Genomic DNA, 22,370 nt, shown 5'->3' with positions numbered 1-22,370 from the left:
GCAATAGGGAACCCCGAACATGGCTGCAGAATCGCAGGGCAACGCGACGACCGAGAAAATCCTGAACGTCCTGGTCCCGCTCATCTACGGGCGGCGCCTGCTGCTCGCCGGCTTCCTCGTGCTGGCGACGGTCTTCTTCGCCTGGCAGACGGCGCAGGTGCGTCCGGACGCCGGATTCGACAAGTCGATCCCGCTGCAGCATCCCTACATGGAGGTGTACAAGCAGTACGAGCAGCAGTTCGGCGGCGCCAACCAGGTACTGGTTGCGCTCGTGCAGCAGAACGATGAGGACATCTACAACGAGAAGTTCCTCACCCGGCTGAAGAACGTCACCGACGAGGTCTTCTTCCTCGAAGGCGTCGATCGTTCGCGCGTGTCGTCGCTGTTCACCCCCGATGTGCGCTATCTCGAGGTCGTCGAGGGCGGCTTCCAGGGCGGCAACGTCATCCCGGCGGACTACCAGCCGACCGAGGAGATGTTCGATACCGTGCGCAACAACGTCGCGCGCGCGGGCATCATCGGCCGCTACACCACCGAGGATCAGACCGGCGCGATGATCTACGCCGAGCTGATCGAGACCGATCCCGTCACCGGCGAGAAGCTGAACTACTCGCAGGTCGCCGACAAGCTCGAGGCGATCCGTACGCAGTACGAGGACGAGGAGATCAAGGTCCACATCATCGGCTTCGCCAAGGTGGTGGGCAACGTCACCGATGCGACCCTCGAGGTGGCCGGCTTCTTCCTGATCGCATTGCTGGGCACCGCGCTTGCGCTGTGGTGGTACACCGGCAGCGCGACGCTGGCGACCATCTCGCTGGTGTCGTCGATCATCGCGGTGATCTGGGAGTTCGGCCTGCTGCACAGCTTCGGCTTCGGGCTCGATCCCTTCGCCATCCTGGTGCCCTTCCTGATATTGGCGGTCAGTACGTCGCACGGCGTGCAGTACACCAATACATGGGCGGACCAGGTGCTCAAGGGCATGAACGGCTACGACGCCTCGGTGGAGACCTTCCGGCGTCTGGCCATCCCCGGCACGATCGCGCTGATCACGGACATGACCGGGTTCCTGACCATCCAGTTCGTGCCCATCGACATCGTCCGCGAGATGTCGTGGAACGCCGCCTTCGGCATGATGGCGGTGATCATCACCAACAAGATCCTGCTGCCGATCTGGCTGTCGTATCTCACCATCAAGAACCCGCAGGCCTTCGCGGAACAGCGCCAGCGCAAGATGGAGGCCAGCGACAAGCTCTGGCGCCTGATGACGGTGGTGACCCGTACGCCGGTCGCGGCGCTGCTGCTGGCCGGTGCGACCGTGGTGCTCGGTGCCTCGATCTATCTGCAGCAGGAGCGCATCATCGGTGACGCCGACCAGGGCGTGCCCGAGCTGCGTCCGGACTCGCGCTACAACCAGGATTCGCGTGCCATCGCGCGCAACTTCGCGATCGGCACCGACATCCTTCGCGTCATTGCCGAGACCGATCCGGAAGCCTGCATCCAGTACGACGTCATGGAGCAGATCGACCGCTTCACCTGGCACATGCGCAATGTCGACGGGGTCTCGTCCACGGTCTCGCTGCCCCAGGTCGCGCGTCAGGTCAATGCGGCGTTCTCGGAGGCCAATCCGATGTACGGGGTGCTTCCGCGCAACCGCTACACCATGGTCCAGGCCATCACGCCGGTGCCGACGTCGTCCGGTCTTCTCAATCCGGACTGTTCGGCCATGGCGGTGCTCGTCTTCACCGAGGACCACAAGGCCGGAACGCTCGAGCGCGTCGTCGATGCGGTGGAGCGCTTCGACCGCGAGAACGCCGAGGCCTACTTCTCCGTGGCCGAACACGATGTCGATCCCGAGTACTGCGACGCCCGGACCGAGGCGCGCCGCGAGATCGGTCGCCGCGAGCAGACCCTGGCGCAGTACAAGACCGAGATGGGCGCCACCGGCATGAGCGAAGTCGACATCGAGCAGACGGACCGCTACAAGGCGCTCGACGACCGCATCACCGAGGCCGAGGAAGCGCACGCCGAGTACGACAAGACCTGTCCGGTGAACTTCGCGCTGGCGTCCGGCAATGTCGGCGTCATGGCGGCGACCAACGAGGTGGTGCACGAGAAGGAGTTCGCGACCATCTTCTGGGTCTACGTGACCATCACCATCTTCCTGCTGCTGTCCTATCAGTCGGTCGCGGCCGTAGTAGCGGTGGTCACGCCGCTGCTGATGGTGACCTTCCTGGCCAACGCGCTGATGGCGATCTTCGAGATCGGCCTCAAGACCGCGACGCTGCCGGTGGTGGCGCTGGCGGTGGGCATCGGTGTCGACTACGGCATCTACATCTATGACGTGATCGAACGCGAGGTCCGGCAGAACGGCAAGAGCCTGCGCGACGCCTACATGGCGACGCTGCAGCAGACCGGCAAGGCGGTCGTCTTCACCGGTGTCTGCCTGGCCGGCGGCGTGGCGACCTGGCTGCTGTCCGATCTGCAGTTCCAGCGCGACATGGGCCTGCTGCTGGTCTTCATGTTCTCGGCCAACATGCTGGGTGCCGTCGTGCTGTGCCCGGCGCTGTGCCGCTTCGTGCTGCCGCTGAACGAGGAGGCCGAGCGCGCCGAGAAGGCGTCACGCTGAATCGGTGAGGAACGGTTGACGGGCGGTCGATCTACGACCGCACGAAGCGAAGGGTGCGTTCCCCGGTGGCGCTGACGCGGTCAGCGCCACCGGAACGGGAAGGTCCCGTCCGGATTCCGGGGACCCGCTGCGCCCGTCGCTGCGGGTGACCGGCGTCGGCCTAGCCGGCCTCGGCCGAGTAGATGGCGTGGCTGTGGTGCTCGGTCGGCTCCCACAGACCGATTCCGCGGTTGATGGCGTCCGCCTCGATGACATCCCGGCGGTCGCCGACGGCGCCGGTGGCGGTGTCCACGAAGGCGGCTTCCAGCACGCGCACGAGTGCACGGATGTTGCCGTGCCAGCGGCAGTTGCGGATCAGTTCCCAGGCTTCGCGATCCAGTCCCGCGGGCGCTTCCCAGCTCGTGCAGGGCGCGCCGAGCTTGGCGAGCATGGTCGCCGTGACCGCGATCATGTCCTCCTCGCGGTGGGTCAGCTCCGGCACGCGGAGGGTCGCGGCGCCGAGGCGGGTGAACTCATCGATGTTCACCGACTGCTGCAGGTGCTCCCAGGAGCGGTTGGTCGCGAACAGCAGGGCGCAGCGCATGGGCCGCTTGGCGGCGGCGCCGTAGGGCATGTACTGGCCGTTGTCGAGCGCCTCCATCAGCGTTTCCATGACCGCACCCATCACGCCGTGGCTCTCGTCCAGGAAGCAGACGCCGTCCTGCGCGATGTCGAAGGCGCCCGCGCGCGCCGGCGCCGGGGAAGGCGCCCGGCACGTGTCCGCAGAGCAGCGACTTGACCGCGGCCTTGTCGCCGGTGTCCTCGGCGAGCAGGTTCACGGACACGAAGCGCCCCTTCGCGCGCACCAGATAGTAGTAGTACGCCAGCGAGGTCTTGCCGCTGCCCGGCCCGCCCAGCAGGTAGGCGCGGTGGACACCGTTCTCGGCGTAGCCGCGGATGCGCGCCGTCAGTGCCTGCAGTTGCGGGCTGAAGCTGAAGAAGTTGGTCTTCGGGGAGTTGTCGACCTCGGTATTGGCCGGCATGCGGATGACGTTGTCCTCGGTTACCGGCACCAGGCGCGCCGGAAGCTGGCGGGCCGCGCCGGCGACATCATCGGCGACCATCAACCGGGTGCCGGCGAGCCTGCCGGCCTCCGCACGCCTGTTGAGCCAGCGGCCCAGCGCGGCGAGATGGGCGGGACGGACCGCAACGATCAGCGTCGGGCCCTTGCCCTCCGCGCGTGCGGCGAGGACGCGGTCGGCCAGGTCATCGAGGGCGCTGTCCGAGAGGAAGAGCGCGAGCACGAAGGCGGAGCGGCCGATATCGTTGCGGCCGAGCTTGTCGTGCCGCGACAGCTGGCACTCGGCGTTGTCCGGGATGGCCGACGCGAGGGCGTGCCGGTCGGCGGCATCGACGGCGCGGTTCTCGTCGACGGCGAGCAGGTAGGTGTGCGACACCGACGGCGCCTCGCTGGACGCGCGATCCTTTCGTGAGAACACGGGACATTCCTCCTCGGTACAGGACCCCGATCCTGAACCGGTCGTCACGTTCTCCGCCACCCGGACGGACGATCAGCGCTCCCGGCCCGACGAGCGGTATCCGGACGTTGCTACAGCGGCGCCCTGCCGTCGCCCGGGGCGGCCGCGACGCTGGACAGTGCCAGTGTCGCGGGGTCGCAGGCGGTGAGTCGGCCGTTCCAGATGCAGCCGGTGTCCAGCCCGTAGACCCCGTACTGCGGCCAGGCCACCGCATCCAGGGTCGACCAGTGCCCGAAGAAGACGCGGCTACCGTGACCGCGTGCATGGTCCGCCGCGAACCAGGGCACGCAGCCCTCCGGGGGGTGTGCGGCGCTCCCCTTGGCCTTCAGGCGGAGGCCGTGGTCGTCCCGCGTCACGAAGCGCATGCGGGTGAAGACGTTGACCGTGAAGCGTTGCCGGCCTTCGGCATCGCGGCATTCGACCCAGCGCGCCGGCTCGTTCCCGTACATCCGCTTCAGGAATGCCTCGCGGCGGACGCCGCTCAGCTCCGCCTCCACTTCGCGCGCGCAGCGCTCCGCGGTGTCGAGATCCCAGTCGGGGTGCAGCCCGGCGTGGGCCACGATGTCGCGCTCGGCGCATCGCAGCACGAGCGGCTGTCGCGCCAGCCAGTCGAGCATGGCATCGCGGTCGCGTGCAGCGAGGATGTCGTCGAGCGTGTCGTCCGCGTTCGGTGCACGCAGGCCGGCGGCCACGGCGAGCAGATGCAGGTCGTGATTGCCCAGCACGCATCGCGCCGATCCGGCCTCGGCCAGCGCGCGCACGCGCCGCAGGCAGCCCTCCGACGCCGGCCCACGATTCACCAGATCGCCCACGAAGATCAGCTCGTCGCGCGCGCTGGCGAAGCCGATCTCGCTGAGCAACGCCTCCAGGCTGGCGTGGCAACCCTGGAGGTCGCCGATGATCCAGGTCGTCATGTACGGGTAACGGTGTTTGCGGACTATCGCCGATGAACGGTAGCGCGAGCGGGGATAAGGCGCTTTGACACCCGAACCGGCCGGCGCCTAATGTTCATTCAACGCGGCAGCTGCCGCATGTTGCACAACCTGAGGGGTTCACGATGCTTACTTATCTTTCTGTCTGGGTTCGGCACTTTCTGGGTGATGAGGAGGGTGCGAGCGCTATCGAGTATGGGCTGATTGCTGCATTGATTGCAGTAGTCATTGTTAGCACCCTTCTGCTGATTGGCCCGCAGCTTGAGGGAGTCTTTCAGGACGTGAACCAAGGGCTGACCGACGCAACGGCGGATTAACCGGAAGCAGGCCTCGGTTCCTGATAGTGGTATGCGGGTGTACTCACTGTTTGCCCGGCATTCCCTTCCGCTTCCGGGACGACAAGTAGCCGTCGAAGGAGATCGCTGAGCGCGCCGCATGACGCATCTTCTGCTCCTCATTCTGCTGCTTGTCGTGGCCATGATCTTCGACCTACGTCAGCGTCGCATTCCCAACGCGATCCCGCTATGCATACTGGTACTGTCCATTGCTGTTCTGCTCCTTGCCCCCAGTCTCGGCGTTTCTCCGGGCTGGGCGGCAAGCTGGATCGGCATGGGCGTGGGCCTGGCATTGACGCTTCCGGGATATCTGGTCCGCGCCATGGGCGCCGGCGACGTCAAGTTGATGGCGGTAGCCGGATTCGCCTGCGGTTGGCCGCTTGCGCTCCCGCTTGTCGCCGGAACGGCAGTGGCACTGGGGCTGCACGCGGGGGTGGCTCTGGCGAGTGGCAAACGCGAACCGCAACCCGCTGCGCCGGCGATGGTCGTCGGCGGGCTCGTTGTCATGATGCTGGCGGTGCGGTCCTGAGTTGTACGGCGCCATGCCCCGTCCGGCGGCACCCGGTCAGAGTCGATAGCAGTCGATCTCTCGAGCGACGGAGCACACGATACGTTGTGCGTCGATGGGCGAGGAGTTGGTCAGAACGTGCCTTCGGCGCCAGCGCTCGTGCTTTCCGGCAGGGCGCTGTCGCCATCCGGTCCGGTGTCGCGCTCGCATGACGGCGCTGGTCCAACGACCCAAACAGGGGTAGAACAGAAATGAGCAGCACGGCCCTGAAGATATTCGCAGCGGTGACGGTGTTGCTGGCCATCGTGCTGGCAGTCGTCGCGTTCCAGATGACGCGCAGCTATACCGCTCCAGCGGCGTCGCCCCCGCAGGCCGCCTCCGAGACGGAGCGCGACAACGAAAGCGCCGCCATGCCGGAAATGGAACGCGCGGTGGTGGCCGTGGCGCCATTGCGCGCCTTCCAGCCGATCACCGAGGAACAGGTGCGCGAAGCGCCGGTGGCCGTGCTTCCGCAGGGGCACTTCGAGAGTGCCGAGGACGTGGTGGGCCGCATCCCGCTCGTGGATGTGGATGCCGGTGCCCCGCTGACCGGTCGCTACTTCAAGCAGGCCAACGAGCTGGCCCGCATCATCCCCGAGAACCACAAGGCCGTCTCGCTGGAGGTCGACGACATCATCGCGGTCGGCGGCTTCCTGCAGCCCGGGGACATCGTCGACGTGCTGATCTACCTGCGCGGCGGCTCGGATGTCGACGACGTGCAGGCGCGGCGCCTTCTCGAGGAGATCCGCGTACTCGCGCTGGAGGATCGCATCATCGATCGTCCGGAAGGCGTCGAGGAGGAGGAAGAGGATCGGCGGCGCCGCCAGCGCACGGTCGTGCTCGCGGTACCCGACGACAAGATCACCCGACTGATGCTGGGCAGCAATCTCGGCACCATTCGTCTGGCGATGCACGGCCAGGCGCCGGAGGTGGCGCAGCTGGACGCGCTGTCCGACGCTGCACAGGCGGAATCCGCCGATGGCGGTGCGGGCGATTCGGCCGCGAGCGGTGACCGGACCGATGTCGCCAGCGCCGATGCACAGAGCGCGAAGCCGAAGGACAGGAAGGCAGCCGATGATGGCGAGGTCGATGACGATCCCCTGACCGCGGAGCAGCTGTCGCGCATCAAGTCCCGGCAGGCGCGCCCCCGACACCGGATCTATGTCTACAGCGGTGCCGACGTGAAGACGGTGCTCGACTGATGCGTGCCTTCGATCGACCCAACCAGAATGTCGTTACTCGCGAGGAGTACCGGATGAAGCATGCAATCCATCGGGGCAACCTGCTCCACGCGGCGCTGCTGGCATTGCTGCTCGGCGTCGGCGCATTGCTGGCGCCCCGCATCGGAGCATCCGAGCCGGAAGCGACGCTCCGCGTGGGAAGCGGCACCCACGAGCTCCTTCGCCGCGATTTCGCGGTGGTCCGTGTCGCGGTCGGCAATCCCGAAGTGGCTGAGGTGAACGTCATCAACCGGCGCGAACTCCTGGTGACGGGCAGGCGCACCGGACTGACCAGCCTGATGATCTGGCCGCAGGGCGGTGGTGAACCGGAGCGCATCCGGCTGGAAGTCGCTCCGGTCGGGGCCGCGGACGCCGAGCCGGACCCCGATCTCGCCGAGGCCCGCATCCAGCCCGGGAGGAGTCTGAGTGGCCCGCTGCCCAATCTGCTGGCGCACCAGCGCGCCCGCGCGAAGGCGCAGGCCGGTACGGGCAGCGAAGGCGAGATCTCGGACGGCAGCGCCGTCGAGATGGAGACGCAGGTGCTCACCGAGATCCGGATCGCGGAGGTCAGTCGGCGCACGGCGCAGCGCTACGGGTTCAACTTCGCGCGCAATATCTCCAACACGACCGGCGGCGTCTTCTCGCCCGGTTCGCTGGGCGGCATCGAGGGCGGCCAGGGCGAAGGCTTCACCATCGAGTCCAATCTGGTGCCGCTCAACAATGCCTTCAATCTGGTGCTCGGCGATGCCAGCGACGGCATCCTGGGCGTGCTCAGCCTGCTCGAGTCGAAGGGCATGGCGCGCACGCTCGCCGAGCCCAGCCTGACCGCGACCAGCGGTCAGACGGCCAGCTTCCTCGCCGGCGGCGAGTTCCCGGTCCCCGTCTCCCAGGGCGGAGCGACGGCGGGTGGCATCACGGTGGAGTTCAAGGAGTTCGGTGTGCGTCTCAACCTGACGCCCACGATCCTGTCGCGCGATCGCATCGCGCTCAAGGTGGCGCCGGAGGTCAGCGAGCTGGACTTCACCGCCGGCATCGAGATCGGCGGCACCTCCGTGCCGGCCCTGACGGTGCGGCGCACCGACACCACCGTGGAGCTGGGGGACGGCGAGAGCTTCGTCATTTCCGGTCTGGTCAGCTCCAACCAGGTCAACGATCTCAACAAGCTGCCGGGACTCGGCGATATCCCGATCCTCGGGGCCTTCTTCAAGTCCGCGGAGCGCTCCAGCGAGGAGCGCGAGCTGATCATGGTGGTGACGCCGCATCTGGTGCGCCCGATCGGGCGCGGCGCCGAGCTTCCGACGCTCCCTGGTAGCAGGGAAGGCGACTACCGGCCGCGCTTCGACCAGTTCATGCTGCAGGAGAGCGGCGCGTACGACCAGTCGGCCTTCGGCTTCTCGCGCTGACAAGGCCGCTGCCATGAATACCCAGGGTGTGGTGGTCGCGGACGATCCGGTCTATCTGAACTGGCTGCAGAACGGCGTCGGCGACGCGGCCGATTTCTCGCTGGTGCGTGCCGCCAGCACGGAGGATCTCCTCGAGCGGATCGGCAACCTGGGCCGCGTGGATGTCGCGTTCTTCGAGTTCTCGCACGAGAACCGCGAGTTGCGCGCGCGCCTGGTGGAAGGCTTCCTGGAACGCTACCCGGAGGTCCCCGTCGTCGGTCTGGGCAGCGACGGGGCCCAGGATGTCGTGCTGTCGGCCATGCGCAGCGGCGCGCGCGACTTCTTCGTGCTGCAGCGGGATGATGAGCAGCTGCCCGGCCTGCTGTCGAAGGTCCTGCGGCGTTCGCTCGGTTCCGGAAGCCGCCAGAGCGCGGCCGCACAGGGGAGCATCATTAGCCTGTTCTCGGCCACGGCCTACGAGGGGCTGCCCTTCGCTGCCGAGCATCTGGCGCTGACGCTCATGCGGCAGCGCCCGGAGAGCGAGCGCAGCCTGCTGGTCGATCTGTCCGCGCCCCCCGGCGCCGGAGCCGTCTTCCTCAATCTTCACCCCGCGTACGGGTTGCTGGACGCGATCCAGGATGTCTACCGCTGCGATCAGACGCTCGTCGATACCGCATTCGCGCGTCACGGCAGCGGTCTCTATGTGCTCAGTCTGCCGGAGGAGTGGCTGGGCTACCCGGACATCGATGCGGACGAGTTGGTCAAGCTGCTCGAGGTGCTGCGGCCACTCTTCTCCACGATCGTGGTGGCGCTCGACGCCCACGCGGGCCTGGATGCGCTCGCCGGCGTCATCGGGCTCTCCGGGCACAGTCTCCTGATCAGCGATCAATCCATTCTCAAGTCGCGACACAGCAAGTACCTGCTGCGCGAGCTGCGACTGGGCGATACCTCGCTGAATCACGTGCGGCTGGTGGTCGACAACTACCAGCGCCGGCTCGGACTCGAGGCGGAGAACCTCTCCCAGCTGCTCGAGCTGCCGCTCGCCGGAACCCTGAGCGGGACCCCGGCGAACCGGGTGCAGGCGATGAACGCCGGCGAGCCGATGATGGATCTGGCGCCGCGCGATCCCTACGTCCGCGAGATCGAGGCACTGGGTGCCCTTGTCCAGCAGGGCGGCGGGCGCAGCAGCGCCGAAGGCGAGCGCGGCGGTCTGTTCGCACGCATGCTGGGCCGCTCATGACGCTCGGAGCCGCCAGCGCGCAGGACTTCCGCCTTTCGGATCAGTATCAGGATCTGAAGGCGAAGCTGCACCGGTATCTGATCCAGCTCATCGAGGAACGGGACATCGACTTCGATGCCTGGACCAGCGAGCGTGTCGAGCGTTTCGTGACCGACCAGGTGCGACGCTACGTCGTGGAGCAGCGCCTGCCGGTGAACGCGCGCGAGACCGAGTGGCTGGCCCGCGATGCCCGTGACGAGCTCGTCGGATTCGGCCCCCTGCAGGAACTGGTCGATGACGACTCGGTCAACGACATCGTCGTGAACGGCCCCGAGCGCGTCTTCGTGGAGCGGGAGGGGCTCCTCTCGTCGGTCCCCATCCGCTTCGCGAACGACCAGCACGTGCTGCGCGTGATCCAGCGCATCCTCGCGCCGCTGGGCCGGCGCGTGGACGAATCCACGCCGATGGTCGATGCCCGACTTCCCGATGGATCGCGCGTCAACGCGATCATCCCGCCGATCGCGCTGGACGGTCCCTGTCTCTCGATCCGCAAGTTCCGCAAGCAGGCACTGACGGCCGACGACCTGATCAACCTGGGCAGCGCGACGCGCGAGGTGCTCGATTTCCTCGCCGACCGCGTTGCGCAGCGCACCAACCTGATCGTGCTCGGCGGCACGGGGTCGGGCAAGACCACCTTCCTCAATCTGCTCTCGCAGTGGATCCCGGAGGGCGAGCGCGTGGTCACGGTGGAGGATGCCGCCGAGTTGCGTCTCGAGCATCCGCACGTGGTGCGACTGGAGACCCGCCCTCCCAATCTCGAGGGTGGTCGCGCCGTCAGCGCGCGCGATCTCGTGCGCAACGCGCTGCGCATGCGGCCCGACCGCATCATCGTCGGCGAGGTGCGCGGCGATGAAGTGCTGGACATGCTGCAGGCGATGAACACCGGCCACGACGGATCGATGACGACCATCCATGCCAACGGCATCGACGATGCCATCCATCGTCTCGAGATGCTCGCCGGCTTCGCCGGCTATTCGGGCAGCGAAGTGACCCTGCGGGGCCAGATCGTCTCCGGCGTCGAACTGCTGGTGCACGTCAGCCGTCTCCCGCACGGCGCCCGGCGGCTCATGGCGGTTGCCGAGGTGGAGGGCCTGACCGACGGCGAGATCCGGTTGCGCTACCTGTTCAACTACGATGCGGCATCGGACCGGATCGTCGACCTGCGGGGAGAAGCGGCATGATGGAGCAGCTGGCTCCGGCCGGTGTATTCCTGCTGGCACTGACCGCAGTGTTCGGCGCGATGTGGCTGTGGACCCGCGCACGTTCCCGGGAGCGGCAGGAAGACATGCTCATGCGCCTGCGCGCGGGCGAGGACGTGGCCCTCGCAGGCGGCAGTGGCGAAGAGGAGCATATCGCCAACCCGTTGCTGCGCTGGGCGTGCCATCTGGTCTGGCGGACCGGTGCCGACACCGAGCCCGCGATGGTGATGCGCTGGATGATCGCCTTCGCCTTGCTGGTGCCGGTGGCGCTGGTACTGATGGGCTGGCTCGCCGGCCTGGTGATGATCGGCATCGTGCTCGTCATGACCTGGGCGGTGCTCTCGCGGCAGGCGGCCAAGCGCCGCGCCAGGATCATCGAGCAGCTGCCCGATTTCCTGGACAACGTGATGCGGGTGCTTTCCGCGGGCAACTCCCTGGAGGAAGCGCTCATCGTCTCGTCGCAGGAGGCATCGGAGCCGTTGCGCGGGCTCTTCGTCAGCGTCGGCCGTCAGATCCGGCTCGGCGCATCGGTCGAGAACGTGCTGGCGGACATGGCGGAGATCCACCGCATCCGCGATCTGCGGGTGATGTCGATGGCGGCGTCGATCAACCGCAAGTACGGCGGCAGCCTGCGCGAGATCTTCCGCAGCCTCATCCAGGCCATCCGCTCGCGCGACATGGCGGCCCGGGAGTTGCGCGCGCTGACCGCGGAGACGCGTTTCTCGGCGGTGGTGCTGGCGGTGATCCCGGTGGGGCTGATGCTCTACATCCTGGCCAGCAATCCCGGCTACTACAGCGACATGTGGGTGGATACCGGCGGTCGCTGGATGCTGATCGGATCCGCGGCCCTTCAGGCCGCCGGTGTCTTCGTGATCTGGCGCATGCTGGCGAGCGTGCAGGACGGTGAAGCGTGAGCGCGCAGATGCTTCCACTGCTGGTCGCCGGTGCTTTCTTCCTGGGCGTGATGGGGCTGGGGCTTCTGGCCGTGCTGTTGGTGCGCGGCAATCGCGAGCGGCGCATCCGAGATCGCCTGACAAGCGACAGCACCGCGCCGCCCGATGCCCCCCGCGAGGCCGGAGGGCTGCTCAGTGGTCTCGCCGACAGCGGCCGCAGTATCGAGCATCTGGTCGATACCGACAACGAAACGCCACGACTGCTGGTGCAGGCTGGCTGGCGCGGGGCCCGCCAACACACCTACTACTATCTAGCGCAGTTGCTGGCGCCGATTCTGGGTGCGCTGCTGGTCGCCATTGCCTGGTTGTTCGCCGGAGCCGATGCCTCCGGTGTCAACTATCTGATGTATCTGGTCGTTGCGATCATCATCGGTCTTCTGGCGCCGCGCTTCTTCCTACGCAAGCGTGCCAGTGCGCGTCGTGATCGGATCGCCGCGGAAGTCCCGCTGTTCATCCATCTGCTGGTGCTGCTCTTCGAGGCCGGACTGTCCACCCGGCAGGCCCTCGCGACGCTCGTGCGGGAAGGGCGCGGGACGCTGCCGGAGCTCAACCGCGAGTTCGCCGTGGTGACACGGCAGCTCGATGCCGGCGCCGATGCCGCCGAGGTGCTGCACAACCTCGAGCGCGCGCTGGAGGTTAGCGAGCTCTCCAACATCCTGTCGGTACTGCGTCAGGTGGACCGCTACGGCGGCGAGGTACGCCAGCCGCTGCTCGAGGCGCTGCAGGTGCTCGAGGACCAGCGCGCGATGGCCATGCGCGAGAAGGTCAACGCGCTCTCGGGCCGCATGACGGTGGTCATGGTGCTGTTCTTCTTCCCGGCCCTGCTCATCTTCGTGGCGGGTCCGGCCTTCGCTTCCATCATCAAGGCACTGGGCAATGTCGCGGGGTAGGTGGCAATCGTTCGGGTGCGTGCTGTCGCTGCTGACCGGCGCGCTGATGCTGGCGGGCTGTCAGAGCAGTGGCTTCGTGCAGGAAGTGGAGCGCGAGTCCGGCGTGCGCGGCACCGCCGAGCGCGAGTCGGGCATCTACCGTGATCTGATCGGCCGGCTGCTGGACCAGGAGAAGTACTACGCCGCGCTCGCGCACATCGAGGAGTATCAGCGCGAGTCCGGCGCCACGCCGCAGCTGCAGTTCTACGAGGCGCGCGCGCTCTACGGCCTCGAGCTCGACGGCCAGGCCAAGGCCGTCTATCTGCGCCTGCGGGACGGCGAGTTCGGCGGCCAGGCGCGGCACGGGCTCGGCCTCATCGCGGCGCGCGACGGCGATCTCGCGGGCGCCATCGACTACTTCATCGACGCCGTGCGCATGCGGCCGACCGATGTCGCCATCCGCAACGATCTCGGCTTCGCGCTGATGCGCGCAGCCCGCTTCCGCGATGCGCGGCTCCAGCTGTCGACCGCGCTCGAGCTCGAGCCCGACAACGGCCGCGCGCGCACCAATCTGATGCTGCTGATGATCGTCACCGGCAACGAGGCACAGGTGCGCGAGCTTGCCCGCGATTCCGGCCTCGGCGATGCCGAGCTCGCCCGACTGCGTGCACAGGCCGAACGCCTGCGCGCCACCATCCGACCAACCTCGGGAGGTTGATCATGATCCGTACCCGTATTCTGCGCATGGTGCTGCCCGGCCTCGCGGCCGCCGTGTCCTGTTCCGCCGCCCTGGCGGATCGCGGCCCGGACGCGCCGCCGGTCGGCAACGAGACCCGGCAATGGCTCGATCTGCAGGTCAGCGGCGAGACGGCCTCGCGGCCGCCCAGCGGCATGGACGGCGAAGTCGCGCAGCGCGTCTGGGAGCGCTATCTCAAGAGCTTCACGCACGACATCCCCGAATCCTTCGAGCGCAGCAGCTTCGTGGAGTCGGGCGGCAACTGACGTGACGGCGCATTTTCCCTCCGGCGCGTAGCTGCGCGCCGGACGGGAGAGGGGACTACACTGCCGGCATGAGAGCGCTTCTCGACAAGGGTCGAAGTTTCACGCTGGGTCGTGGCGCGATGATCGCCTGGCTCGCGGTGGGAAGCGTGCTGTCGCTCTGGGGGCTCGCGGTCCTGCTGCAGGCTGCGCGCCTGCAGGCGACGATCGGGAGCGAGGAGGCCGAGCGTCAGCTGCGCAGCGCGATCGAGACCCGGCTGGCGGCCGAGGGCTCCAACGCGCTGCAGACCTACGTCGGCACGCTGGTGCGGCGCGGAACCGTGGGGTTGCGCTCGCTGGAGATCGCGGTGCCCGGCGGTACCACCGTCGCGCAGGCCAATGCCTACGAAGGCCTCTCCATTCCGATGCTGTCGCCGGAGTATCTCGAGCGCCTGCGCCAGCAGATGGTCGCGCAGGCCGGTGCCGAGCGCAGCTTCGATATCGTGCGCGACGGCAGGACGGTGGCGACGGTGCGCTACGTGACCGCCGGCGGCGCCGTCGCGGCCGCCCGTGCCGAGGCGGTGGCGCAGCTGCGCCGCGACGGCTGGCTGCTCATCCTTGGCGGACTGGTCCTGCTGGCGCTGGGCGTCCTGGCGGTGCTGCGCCCGCAACCCGCGGCGGCGACGCGCAACCTCGAATCGCGCGCACGCGTCCAGGGCATGCCCGAGCCCGGACCGTCCCAGTCATCGCTCGACGGGCGTGCGGCCCAGGCGCTCGATCGCCTGCAGCGCGGCGTCATCATCGTGGACGCCGACATCCGCATCCGGGAGATGAACCGGATCGCCGAGCAGCTCACCGGCTGGTCGCGCTCGGACGCGATCGGCCGCCTGGTGTACTCGGTGTTCCATCCGCTGGCGGAGGACGATCAACCCATGACGACGCCCGCCGAGACGGCGGTCCGCGAGCGCTGCGAGACGCCGATGGAGGAGTGCCGCCTGCGCGCGCGCGACGGCACCATGCACCACGTGGAGATGGCGTCCGCCGTGCTCGAGGGGCACGGCGACACGGCGGACGGCGCGGTGCTCTTCTTTCACGACATCGGCGAGCGACGCGAGAACGTCGATCGCCTGCGCGCCGATGCGCGCCGCACGCAGGATATCGTCGACCATCTCGACGAGGGCGTGCTGACCACCGATACCGCCGGGGTCATCACCTTCGCCAACGCGCGTGTCGCGCGCATGTTCGGCTATCGCCGCGAGGAGCTCGTCGGGGCCACGGTCACCAAGTTGATGCCGGTGCCCTTCCTCAACATGCCGGACGTGCACATCAGCGACTACGGCGACAGTCAGGCGCGTGCGCGCCTGCCGCGCGTGGTCGGCTGGCGACGGGACGCGACCACCTTCCCGGTGGACCTGCTCGCCCAGCCGCTGGAGGACGAGGGTGACCGCCAGCTCGTCCTGGTGCTGCGCGATCTCACCATGGAGCAGCGCAAGGACAATCTGTCGCTGCGCATGGGGCGCCTGTTCGACTATGCCGCCGAGGAGATCTACGTCTTCGATGCGCAGTCGCTCTACTTCACCGAGGTCAACCGCGCCGGGCAGCGGAACCTGGGGCTGGAGGACGGACAGCTCGCGCGCATGACGCCGGCCATGATCACCGAGGGCGTGGACAGCGAGACGCTGCACGACTACTACCTCCGCCTGCGCAGCGGCCAGACCGAGCATGTCCACTACCGCGCCCGGCACCGCCGGCCGGACGGCAGCAGCTATCCGGTCGAGGTGCGGCTCAGCTACTCGCGCGCTGAGGAGCCGCCGGTCTTCATGGCCATGGCCACCGACTGCAGCGAGCGCGAGGCGGCCGAGGCCCGCCTGGCGCGTCAGGCGCAGCAGGACGATCTCACCGGTCTGCCCAACCGCACCGCCGCCATCAACACGCTGCGTGATGCACTGCGGGTCGCCGTGCAGCGCGGCAAGAACCTGGCGGTCGCATTCGTCGATCTCGACCGCTTCAAGCGCGTCAACGACCGCTACGGCCACGACACCGGCGACGCCGTGCTGCGCGAGGCCGCGCGCCGGCTGGAATCGATCGCCGCCGAAGGCTACTTCGTCGCCCGGCTGTCCGGTGACGAGTTCGTCGTCGTCGATACCGGCGCCGGCGAGCGCGGTCGCGTCGAAGTCTTCGCCGAGCGTGTCCGGGGCCTGCTCGCGGAGCCGATCGCCATCGGCGAGCACCGCGTCGCGCTTACCGCCAGCGTCGGAGTGGCGGTGTTCCGCGGCGACAGCGAGGACCCGGTCGATGCCGGCGAGCTACTGTCGCAGGCCGACCGCGCCATGTACCTCGCCAAGAAGGCGGGACGTGATCGCGCGCACGTCTATTTCGGCAGCGAGGCTGCCGCCGCCGGCGATCAGCGCAAGGCCTGAAAGGCCCGGCAATCCCCTTCAATTCGCGAAACCGGCGGTCGGCGGCTTCTCTAGTCGAGGTGCATGGCCAGCACGTCGCAGCAGGCGTGGTGCAGCACGCCGTCGTCGGTCGAGCTGAACAGCGCCGCCAGACCGCGGCGCGAGCGGTGCCCGATGACGATCAGGTCGGCGCCCGATTCGCCGCGCGCCCGCAGGATCTCCTGGGTGATGCTGCCCACGGTGACCCAGGTGTCGGCGACCGTGATGCCGGCATCGGTGCACCAGCCATCGAGGGTCTTCTGCGCCTGTTCGCGGCGCTCGTGGGTGAGGTCGAGCGGTGTGGCGAGCAGCGCGTCGCCGGCCGGGTCGACCGGCAGGTACTCGACCACGTGCACCAGCGACAGCCGGGCCTCGAAGCGCTGTGCCAGACCCCAGGCATGGTGCAGAACGCGCGGGCCGTCGTCCTCCTGCGCTTCCACTGCCGCCAGGATGTGCCGGTAACCTTCCATGGGCGCGATCCGCTCGTTGCCGTAGTCCCGCGATGGTGCCCCAGCGGGCGGTCGCCGCCAAGTGGCCGGGCGGCTCAGCCCCGCGCGAGGTGGTTCGCCAGCCGGATCCAGTCGGTCACCGGGACGGTTTCCGCGCGCGCCCGCGGGTCGATGCCGCAGGTCTCCAGTTCCGCGGCGGTGCAGACCCCGGCCAGCGCATTGGACAGCGTCTTGCGGCGCTTGGCGAAGGCCGCGCGCAGCAGCGCGTCGAGCCGCTCGGGGGCCTGCAGGGGGACCTCCGGCATCGCCGGGCGCAGGCGCACCACCGTGGAGGTGACCTTCGGCGCCGGACGGAAGGCACCGGGCGCCACATCGAACAGCGCTTCCACGCGGGCCTGCGCGGCGAGCGCCACGGTGAGCCGGCCGTACTCCTTGCCGCCGGGCGCCGCGCACATGCGTGCGACCACCTCGCGCTGCAGCATGAAGTGCATGTCGGTGACGATGCCGGCGAAGCGCAGCACGTGGAACAGCAGCGGCGTCGAGATGTTGTAGGGCAGGTTGCCCACCAGGCGGATGGTGCCGGCATCCGGATACAGCGTCGCCAGATCGGTCGCCAGCGCGTCGGCGTGCAGGATGCGCGCGTTGGCGCTGTCGCCGAAGCGCCGCTCGAGCCCGGGCAGCATGCGGGTGTCGAGCTCGAGCGCGGTGAGGCGCGCCCCGGCGTCGAGCAACGGGGCGGTGAGCGCGCCCTCGCCGGGACCGATCTCGACGATGCAGTCGTCCGGTCGCGGCGCGATCGCGGCGACGATGCGGTCGATGACGCGCCGGTCGTGCAGGAAGTTCTGGCCGAAGCGCTTGTCCGCGCGCGGTGCCTCCGCGGTGTCGGGGCGCGTCATGCCGCGATGCGCGTGGCGCTGATCGCGGCCGCCTCCCGCAGTGCGGCGCGGAAGCTGCCGGCATCGGCATGACCGCTGCCGGCGAGGTCCAGCGCCGTGCCGTGATCCACCGAGACCCGCACGATGGGAAGCCCGAGCGTGATGTTGACGGCGGTCCCGAAGCCGGCGTACTTGAGCACGGCCAGTCCCTGATCGTGGTACATCGCCAGGACCGCATCGCAGTCGGCGAGATGGCGGGGCGTGAACAGCGTGTCGGCCGGAAGCGGGCCGTGCACGGCAATGCCGTCGCGCTGCGCGGCCGCGATGGCGGGCGCGATGACGCGCGCCTCCTCGTCGCCGAGATGCCCGGCCTCGCCGGCGTGCGGATTCAGGCCGGTGACCGCGATACGCGGGCGTGGCATGCCGAAGTCCCGGCGCAGCGCGGCATCCAGGACAGCCAGCGTGGCTTCCACGCGGTCGCGGGTAATGGCGTCCGGTACCGCGCGCAGCGGCAGATGGGTGGTGACCAGCGCCACCCGCAGCGGCGCCGGCCGGGCCCCGGGGGCCACCAGCATCATGACCGGCAGCGCCGCGCCGGTGCGTGCCGCGAGGTATTCGGTATGGCCGCTGAAGTCGTGACCGGCCTCCAGGATCACCGACTTCTGTACCGGGCCGGTGACCATGGCATCGGCATGGCCGTCGCGGCAGGCGTCCGACGCCAGATCGAGCGTCGCCAGCACGTGCGCGGCGTTGGCCGTGTCGGTGGCTCCGGGCGTTACCGGCGCTTCCAGGGGCACCGGCCAGACGCGGAGCGACCCGTCCTCGCTCGCCGGCGGCCGTTCGCCCGGCGTGCAGGCGCGCTGTCGCAGCGTCAGGCCCAGGCGCTCAGCGCGCTCGCGCAGCAGCGCAGGGTCGCTGACCACCACCATGGCGGCGGCCAGCGCCGGATCCTGCGCGCATGCGACGACCAGATCGGGGCCGATACCCGCCGGCTCGCCGGGGGTCACGACGAGGACCGGTGTCGCGGTCTCAGAGGGTGTAGACAATACTACTGCGCTCGGCATCTGGGCCGCCGGCGGTGCTCAAAATGCTCATGTATCGGCTTATACACTGCGCTTTCTGCGCTCCGGCGGCGGCCCACCTGCCTTCGCTCGCTACGTTTGGTCTACACCCTCTCAGGCGTCCTCACTCAGGCGGTACTCGATGTAGGCCTCGTCGCGCAGGCGGCGGAGCCAGATCTCGTATTCCTCCTGCATGCGGCGCTCGCCGATGACCTGACGCGCCCGCTGGCGGCGCAGCTCGTCGGTGGCATCGCGCTCGCGGCGGTCCAGGACCTCGACGATGTGCCAGCCGTACTGGCTGCGGAACGGGCGCGAGCGCTCGCCGGGCTCGAGCTGGTCCACCTGCTGCTGGAAGGCCTCGACCATCTGGCCGGGCGGCTGCCAGCCGAGATCGCCGCCGGCATTGCTGGAGCCGGGGTCGTCGGAATGCTCGCGGGCCAGCTCGCCGAAGTCGGCGCCGTTCTCGAGCTGCTCGGCGAGATCGAAGGCGCGAGTGCGGGCCTGCTCGTCGGTGGTCAGCTTGTCCGGCTCGATCAGGATGTGACGGGCGCGCGTCTCGGTGACCATCTGGCGGTCGGTGCTGCCGCGGCGTCCGTCCACGCGCAGGATGTGGTAGCCGCCGGTGGCCTCGATCACCGGCGCCATGGCGCCCGCTTCGAGATCGCCGACCGCCCTGGCGAAGGTGGGCGGCAGGTCGGCCAGACGCCGCCAGCCGAGATCGCCGCCTTCCAGCGCCTGCTGGCCGTCGGAATGGGTGGCGGCGAGCGAGGCGAAGTCGGCGCCGGCTTCGAGCTCGCGCTGCAGTTCCTCGGCGCGCGAGCGGGCTTCCGCGCGCTCGTCCGGGCTGGCGCCGTCGCCCACCGCGATCAGGATGTGCGAGAGATCGACCTCGGTATTGCCGACGTTCTTCTCCTGCGCCAGATAGGCATCGACGTCCTCCTCGCTGACGCTGACGCGCGACTGGAGCTCGCGCGTGCGCAGGCGCTGAGTGACGATCTCGTTGCGGATCTGCTCGCGCACGGCGAGATAGTCGCGGCCCTCGCGCCGGACCTGCCGCGCGAACTCGGCCTGCGACATGCCGTTGCGCTGGGCGATGTTGGTGATGACGTCATTGAGCTCGCGGTCGTCGACGCGGATCCCGGCATCGCGGGCGCGCTGGGTCTGGATGCGCATGAGGACGAGGCGCTCGAGAACCTGGTCGCGGAGCTGGTTGCGCGGCACGTTGTCCACGCCGCGCTGCCTCAGCTGCTGCTCGGCGTTGTCGAGCGCCGCTTCGTATTCGCTGTGCAGGATGACACCGTCGTTGACGACGACGAGGATGCGGTCGATGGGCGTGACGGCGGCGACGCTGCCGGTGCACGCCAGCGCGGCGACGGCGAATAACAGGCGTTGCAGCATGGCGGTAGCGGGTTGCGGGAGAACGGGAGACAGTAGCACGGCGGGCGCCGTTCCGGCGTGCCGGCGATGTCCGCCGCGACCGCTCCGGCCGGGGCGGCTAGTACCCCCGTTCGAGCAGGGACCGCGAGCCGCTGCCTCCGAGACCGCCGAGTCCGCGCAGTTCGAACTGCAGCATCACGCCCGACTCGTACTCGCCGTCGGTGGAGGCGATGTAGCGCCGGTAGGTGAGCCGCCCGATCCAGCAGCAGCTCTCGTAGGCCACGCCGGCCAGTGCCTCCAGCGTCTGATGCGCGCGCAGCGAGCGGCGCCAGCGGCCGATGGCCGAGAAGCCGCCGCCCAAGGGCCAGCCGGCGGCGATGTCGGTCTGCTCGAGCTGGTCGCGGCGGTAGCGGTAGCCGACGCTGGCCTGTCGCTGCCCGTCGCGATAGGCGATGCGCGTCAGCGTCCGGTTGAAGCGTTCGTCGTCCGGTGACCAGAGGGACGATACGCTGGCGGTCACCCGCCGCGACAGGTTGTAGTCAAAGCTGGCGATGAAGTCGGTGACGCCGCTGCCCGCGGTGCCGGCGCCGTCGAGCGCCACCCGCGACCGGTCGAAGCGCAGCAGCTGGCCGACCGTGGCACTCCAGCGCACCGCCCCGGTGTCACTGTCGAGCAGGCGGCTGGTGAGCGCGCCCGCGACGTGGTTGGCGTCGGCGATGCGGTCCAGGCCGGTGTAGCGGTTGCGCGAGAACAGCTGCACGATGCCGAAGTCCGGCTCGCCGCTGTCGAAGATGGGGATGTCGTCCTGCGCCCGGAAGGGCGTGTACAGGTAGAGCGCGCGCGGCTCCAGGGTCTGCAGGTTGCCGCCGTCGGTCAGCCGTTCGAAGCGCAGTCCGCCCTCGGCGCTGAAGCTCGGCAGCGATCGCGACGGGTCCGAGGGCTGGCCGGCGGCCTGCTCGCTGAGATCGTAGCCGGTGTACTGCCAGTCGGCGCGCGCGCTGGCGAACCAGCCGTTGCGGTCGATGTTGCTGCGGATGTAGGGGTTCAGGTGGAAGCGCTGGCCCTCGACCACGTTGTCGCCGTCGAACGCCACGTACTCGCTGCTCAGGCCCGCGCGCGTGTAGAACAGGCTGCCCGGCGTGACCGCTTCCACGCGCAGCTGCGGGAGTCGGCGATAGGGGCGCTCGGTGGTGAGCAGCGACGGGTCGAGCACCTGGTAGCTCGACACCCGCAACGATGCGGTGTAGGCCGACGGCGCGGTGTACGCCATGCGCAGCTGGCGCGGCAGGAAGGTCAGCGCGCTGCGGTCGAAATCCGAGCCGAGATCGTCGAAGTACGCGGTGTCGCTGACCTCGGCGTAATCGGTGGCCACCGACAGGCGGTCGTTGAGCAGGGCGCGATGGGAGAGCTCGCCGAAGGCGCGGTCATCGTCGACACGCTGGTCGTTGGCGAGGTACTCGTAGCGCAGCGAGCCCTCCTGCGATTCGCCCAGGTAGCGGAAGGTGCTGCCCATCTGCAGGCCGCGTCGCGACAGCCAGCGCGGATCGATCCGCAGATCGTAGTTGGGCGCGAGATTGACGTAGACCGGCCAGGTCAGATCGAAGCCGTTGCGCGACGACGTGCCGATGCGCGGGTAGAGCAGGCCGGTACGGCGCTGGTCGTCGAGCGGGAACTGCAGCCACGGCACATAGAGCACCGGCACGCCCAGCACGTGCAGGCGCGCGTTGCGCGCGGTGCCGAGGCCCGACGCGCGATCGAGCGCGATCTCCGAGGCGTGCAGGGCCCACGCCTCGCTGTCGGGGCCACAGGTCGTGTACCGCACGCCGGTGAGCTCGGCGGTGCCCGATTCCGACAGGGTCATCACCTCGGCGCCGGCGCGCGCGCGGATCTCCTGCAGGATGATGCGGCTGTCCTCGAAGCGCCCGCTGCCGGCGCCGATGTCGAAGCGCATGCGCTCGCTCGCGACGTAGAGGCTGCGTTCGCGGTACTGGCTGCGGGTATCGATGTCGACCAGGCTGCGGCTGCTGTCGAAGCGCAGCTCCTCGGCTGAGAAGGCACGCTGGCCGTCGCTGACGCTGACACCGCCGGAGAGCGTGGAGAGCCCGTCCCGGACGAGATCGGCGCGGTCGGCATCGAGCTGGATGCCGTTGCCGGTGTCGTCGAGCGCGGGCGCATCGGGCGGCAGCGGCTGGGTGCACTGTCCGCCGGCGGCGAGCGCCCGTGTCGTGCAGCAGGCGAGGCACAGGGCTGCGAGTGCCGCGCGTCGCACCCCGAGCATGGAACCCCTTCGTGTGGCAAGCATTGGCGAGCACGCGAGTATGGCGGCGACGCCG

At 68.9% G+C, this 22,370-nt stretch carries 18 protein-coding genes and 1 pseudogene; 12 read left to right on the top strand and 7 right to left on the bottom strand.

The genetic code is table 11. The features are described from left to right. Positions 1-19 precede the first annotated feature (19 nt). Positions 20-2,626 (top strand): efflux RND transporter permease subunit, encoded by a 2,607-nt coding sequence (locus tag KAH28_RS00325; RefSeq protein WP_290573801.1) that lies wholly within the window; start codon positions 20-22, stop codon positions 2,624-2,626. A 160-nt stretch (positions 2,627-2,786) separates the two neighbouring features. Here KAH28_RS00325 and KAH28_RS00320 read toward each other — a convergent pair. After that, a pseudogene (locus KAH28_RS00320) lies at positions 2,787-3,648 on the bottom strand (sigma 54-interacting transcriptional regulator). A 566-nt stretch (positions 3,649-4,214) separates the two neighbouring features. Next, positions 4,215-5,057, bottom strand: a complete 843-nt coding sequence (locus KAH28_RS00315) for a symmetrical bis(5'-nucleosyl)-tetraphosphatase (RefSeq protein WP_290573800.1) — start codon at positions 5,055-5,057, stop codon at positions 4,215-4,217. Positions 5,058-5,200: 143 nt separating this feature from the next. Between KAH28_RS00315 and KAH28_RS17415 the strand changes: the two genes are divergently transcribed. The 11 genes from KAH28_RS17415 to KAH28_RS00265 all read left to right on the top strand — a co-directional run bounded on the left by KAH28_RS17415 (position 5,201) and on the right by KAH28_RS00265 (position 16,257). Then, positions 5,201-5,392 (top strand): Flp family type IVb pilin, encoded by a 192-nt coding sequence (locus KAH28_RS17415; protein WP_366918094.1) that lies wholly within the window; start codon positions 5,201-5,203, stop codon positions 5,390-5,392. Between the two features lie 118 nt (positions 5,393-5,510). Next, positions 5,511-5,939: a prepilin peptidase gene (locus KAH28_RS00310; RefSeq protein WP_290573799.1), complete on the top strand. Its 429-nt coding sequence runs from the start codon at positions 5,511-5,513 to the stop codon at positions 5,937-5,939. Positions 5,940-6,169: 230 nt separating this feature from the next. Further along, a complete protein-coding gene (cpaB, locus tag KAH28_RS00305; protein ID WP_290573798.1) occupies positions 6,170-7,159 on the top strand; it encodes a Flp pilus assembly protein CpaB in 990 nt (329 codons plus the stop codon). A 53-nt stretch (positions 7,160-7,212) separates the two neighbouring features. Continuing rightward, on the top strand, positions 7,213-8,580 hold the full coding sequence (locus KAH28_RS00300; RefSeq protein ID WP_290573796.1) for a type II and III secretion system protein family protein: 1,368 nt from the start codon (positions 7,213-7,215) through the stop codon (positions 8,578-8,580). A 13-nt stretch (positions 8,581-8,593) separates the two neighbouring features. Beyond that, complete coding sequence (locus KAH28_RS00295; RefSeq protein ID WP_290573795.1) at positions 8,594-9,799, top strand: hypothetical protein; 1,206 nt, start codon at positions 8,594-8,596, stop codon at positions 9,797-9,799. Further along, the gene (locus KAH28_RS00290; RefSeq protein WP_290573794.1) at positions 9,796-11,019 is read left to right on the top strand and encodes a CpaF family protein; all 1,224 of its coding nucleotides are present in this window, start codon (positions 9,796-9,798) and stop codon (positions 11,017-11,019) included. The genes KAH28_RS00295 and KAH28_RS00290 overlap by 4 nt, the downstream gene beginning before the upstream one ends. Further along, on the top strand, positions 11,016-11,951 hold the full coding sequence (locus tag KAH28_RS00285) for a type II secretion system F family protein (protein ID WP_290573792.1): 936 nt from the start codon (positions 11,016-11,018) through the stop codon (positions 11,949-11,951). The genes KAH28_RS00290 and KAH28_RS00285 overlap by 4 nt, the downstream gene beginning before the upstream one ends. After that, positions 11,948-12,880, top strand: a complete 933-nt coding sequence (locus KAH28_RS00280; protein WP_290573791.1) for a type II secretion system F family protein — start codon at positions 11,948-11,950, stop codon at positions 12,878-12,880. Before KAH28_RS00285 ends, KAH28_RS00280 begins: the two co-directional genes overlap by 4 nt. Further along, positions 12,867-13,577, top strand: coding sequence for a tetratricopeptide repeat protein (locus tag KAH28_RS00275; RefSeq protein ID WP_290573790.1), 711 nt, complete (start codon positions 12,867-12,869; stop codon positions 13,575-13,577). The genes KAH28_RS00280 and KAH28_RS00275 overlap by 14 nt, the downstream gene beginning before the upstream one ends. Before the next feature lie 2 nt (positions 13,578-13,579). After that, the gene (locus KAH28_RS00270; RefSeq protein ID WP_290573788.1) at positions 13,580-13,861 is read left to right on the top strand and encodes a DUF3613 domain-containing protein; all 282 of its coding nucleotides are present in this window, start codon (positions 13,580-13,582) and stop codon (positions 13,859-13,861) included. Positions 13,862-13,929: 68 nt separating this feature from the next. Further along, complete coding sequence (locus KAH28_RS00265; RefSeq protein ID WP_290573786.1) at positions 13,930-16,257, top strand: bifunctional diguanylate cyclase/phosphodiesterase; 2,328 nt, start codon at positions 13,930-13,932, stop codon at positions 16,255-16,257. Positions 16,258-16,307: 50 nt separating this feature from the next. Here the strand turns inward: KAH28_RS00265 and KAH28_RS00260 are convergent, their stop codons facing one another. From KAH28_RS00260 to lptD, 5 genes are all read right to left on the bottom strand, one after another. Beyond that, a complete protein-coding gene (locus KAH28_RS00260) occupies positions 16,308-16,745 on the bottom strand; it encodes a universal stress protein (RefSeq protein WP_290573784.1) in 438 nt (145 codons plus the stop codon). A gap of 74 nt (positions 16,746-16,819) precedes the next feature. Beyond that, positions 16,820-17,620: a 16S rRNA (adenine(1518)-N(6)/adenine(1519)-N(6))-dimethyltransferase RsmA gene (gene rsmA / locus KAH28_RS00255; protein ID WP_290573782.1), complete on the bottom strand. Its 801-nt coding sequence runs from the start codon at positions 17,618-17,620 to the stop codon at positions 16,820-16,822. Further along, a complete protein-coding gene (pdxA, locus tag KAH28_RS00250) occupies positions 17,617-18,645 on the bottom strand; it encodes a 4-hydroxythreonine-4-phosphate dehydrogenase PdxA (protein WP_290573781.1) in 1,029 nt (342 codons plus the stop codon). Before pdxA ends, rsmA begins: the two co-directional genes overlap by 4 nt. A 129-nt stretch (positions 18,646-18,774) precedes the next feature. Continuing rightward, the gene (locus KAH28_RS17410) at positions 18,775-20,058 is read right to left on the bottom strand and encodes a peptidylprolyl isomerase (RefSeq protein WP_366918093.1); all 1,284 of its coding nucleotides are present in this window, start codon (positions 20,056-20,058) and stop codon (positions 18,775-18,777) included. Between the two features lie 97 nt (positions 20,059-20,155). Beyond that, complete coding sequence (gene lptD / locus KAH28_RS00235) at positions 20,156-22,315, bottom strand: LPS assembly protein LptD (protein ID WP_290573779.1); 2,160 nt, start codon at positions 22,313-22,315, stop codon at positions 20,156-20,158. Positions 22,316-22,370: the final 55 nt, after the last annotated feature.

Source organism: Algiphilus sp. (assembly GCF_023145115.1).
Taxonomy (GTDB): domain Bacteria; phylum Pseudomonadota; class Gammaproteobacteria; order Nevskiales; family Nevskiaceae; genus Algiphilus.
The sequence above is the reverse complement of the archived record's forward strand: the minus strand, read 5'-3'. Positions and strand labels throughout refer to the sequence as shown.

Coding starts and splice junctions, on each gene's coding strand:
- KAH28_RS00325 (WP_290573801.1), top strand. CDS start 20: ATGGCTGCAGAATCGCAGGGCAACGCGACGACCGAGAAAATCCTGAAC.
- KAH28_RS00315 (WP_290573800.1), bottom strand. CDS start 5,057: ATGACGACCTGGATCATCGGCGACCTCCAGGGTTGCCACGCCAGCCTG.
- KAH28_RS17415 (WP_366918094.1), top strand. CDS start 5,201: ATGCTTACTTATCTTTCTGTCTGGGTTCGGCACTTTCTGGGTGATGAG.
- KAH28_RS00310 (WP_290573799.1), top strand. CDS start 5,511: ATGACGCATCTTCTGCTCCTCATTCTGCTGCTTGTCGTGGCCATGATC.
- cpaB (WP_290573798.1), top strand. CDS start 6,170: ATGAGCAGCACGGCCCTGAAGATATTCGCAGCGGTGACGGTGTTGCTG.
- KAH28_RS00300 (WP_290573796.1), top strand. CDS start 7,213: ATGAAGCATGCAATCCATCGGGGCAACCTGCTCCACGCGGCGCTGCTG.
- KAH28_RS00295 (WP_290573795.1), top strand. CDS start 8,594: ATGAATACCCAGGGTGTGGTGGTCGCGGACGATCCGGTCTATCTGAAC.
- KAH28_RS00290 (WP_290573794.1), top strand. CDS start 9,796: ATGACGCTCGGAGCCGCCAGCGCGCAGGACTTCCGCCTTTCGGATCAG.
- KAH28_RS00285 (WP_290573792.1), top strand. CDS start 11,016: ATGATGGAGCAGCTGGCTCCGGCCGGTGTATTCCTGCTGGCACTGACC.
- KAH28_RS00275 (WP_290573790.1), top strand. CDS start 12,867: ATGTCGCGGGGTAGGTGGCAATCGTTCGGGTGCGTGCTGTCGCTGCTG.
- KAH28_RS00270 (WP_290573788.1), top strand. CDS start 13,580: ATGATCCGTACCCGTATTCTGCGCATGGTGCTGCCCGGCCTCGCGGCC.
- KAH28_RS00265 (WP_290573786.1), top strand. CDS start 13,930: ATGAGAGCGCTTCTCGACAAGGGTCGAAGTTTCACGCTGGGTCGTGGC.
- KAH28_RS00260 (WP_290573784.1), bottom strand. CDS start 16,745: ATGGAAGGTTACCGGCACATCCTGGCGGCAGTGGAAGCGCAGGAGGAC.
- rsmA (WP_290573782.1), bottom strand. CDS start 17,620: ATGACGCGCCCCGACACCGCGGAGGCACCGCGCGCGGACAAGCGCTTC.
- KAH28_RS17410 (WP_366918093.1), bottom strand. CDS start 20,058: ATGCTGCAACGCCTGTTATTCGCCGTCGCCGCGCTGGCGTGCACCGGC.
- lptD (WP_290573779.1), bottom strand. CDS start 22,315: ATGCTCGGGGTGCGACGCGCGGCACTCGCAGCCCTGTGCCTCGCCTGC.